Source organism: Promicromonospora kroppenstedtii DSM 19349 (assembly GCF_000515355.1).
Taxonomy (GTDB): domain Bacteria; phylum Actinomycetota; class Actinomycetes; order Actinomycetales; family Cellulomonadaceae; genus Promicromonospora; species Promicromonospora kroppenstedtii.
Genome location: NZ_KI911652.1, coordinates 1,928 through 3,088, shown reverse-complemented (window position 1 = coordinate 3,088; position 1,161 = coordinate 1,928). Strand labels below are relative to the sequence as shown.

Annotated in this window: 2 protein-coding genes; both read right to left on the bottom strand. The window is 75.5% G+C overall.

Annotated features, from left to right (window positions below):
* Positions 1-385, bottom strand: a 385-nt coding sequence (locus PROKR_RS10220; RefSeq protein WP_036962820.1) for a PIG-L deacetylase family protein, incomplete at its 3' end; no start/stop codon positions are given.
* Positions 386-493: 108 nt separating this feature from the next.
* Positions 494-949 carry a GyrI-like domain-containing protein gene (locus tag PROKR_RS10215; RefSeq protein ID WP_036962824.1) on the bottom strand — a complete coding sequence of 152 codons (456 nt, stop codon included), beginning with the start codon at positions 947-949 and terminating at the stop codon, positions 494-496.
* Between the last annotated feature and the right edge of the window lie 212 nt (positions 950-1,161).

Here is a 1,161-nt window from a genome sequence, read left to right as displayed (position 1 = left end):
CGTCGATGGTCAGCACCGCGTCGACCGGCCCGGCGACCGACCGCAGCTCCGCGGCGAGCACCTCCGGCGGGTTCCACTGCAGCTGCGCCGCGCGGTGCTCGAGCAACGTCGCCTCCCGGGCGCCCAGCAGGCTCGCGGCCCGCAGGAGCTCGGTCGCGAGCACCGTGCGGCGGCAGGTGCTGGGGTCGGGACCAGGGTCGTGCGTCAGGCAGACGATCTGCACGGCCGTGCCGGCGTCGGCGAACGCGCCGATGACGCCGCCCAGTGCGAGCGTGGCGTCGAACGGGTGCGCGCACACCACCAGCAGGCGGCGGGTCAGTGGCAGGGGCGGGGGCCGCCGGACCTCCGGCGCTTCGGCGACGTCGAGCACGTCCTTGGCTCCCATTGCAGCTCCTCCCGCGAGGGTGTGGTCCCCTCCGACCTCAGCGTCTCGTGAGCCGCCGCCGTCCGGCCAGGGACCAACGACCCTCCCTGGCCGGGACCGAAGCCCGGATCAGCCCACCGGGTACACGATGCGCGTCTGCCACCCGTTCGGGTCGGCCAGGCTGTCCGGCCCCACGACGTACTCCTCCCACACCGTCGCCGGCGGCGTCACCCCGTTCTCCTGGAACCAGGCCGTCAGCTCCGCGTGGGACTCGCGCAGCCGGTCGTACGGCCCGACGTGGACCGCCTCCACCGTCGCCCCGCCCGGGAGCATCGCGGCGACCACCTCGTCGGACGGCGCCGCCCCCGCCGGCACCGGGTACCCCGCGGTCACCTCGAACCGCTCCGCCCGCAGTCCCTCGTACAGGGCCACGGCCGGTCCCGACGGTTCCATGCCCCGCTCCTGCAGCGCCGCGGCGGCCGCCGCCATCGCGCGGGGGAAGAACTCCCGCAGGTCTTCCATCCCCACCGTCTCGTGCAGGCCCACGATCTCCTGCGCCTCTCGTTCTCCTCGAACGATCTCCATCTGGTCCGCCTCCTCGGTCGCTGCGGCAGCACGTCTGTCGGGCACCTCCAGCATCGACCCGGCGGCGTGGCGGGCGCACCTCGGGGCGGGCGTCCGGTCAGCGCTCGCGGGCGCTCGCGGCGGGGGTCACGATGATCCGGGAGGTGGACCACATGGCCGCTGACGCCGGGGCGCCGCGCCGCCCGTGGGTGCGCGCCACCGCGGTGCTCGCA

Bases quoted from the DNA above. Each gene is read 5' to 3' on its own strand.
- PROKR_RS10215 (WP_036962824.1), bottom strand. From the start codon at position 949: ATGGAGATCGTTCGAGGAGAACGAGAGGCGCAGGAGATCGTGGGCCTG.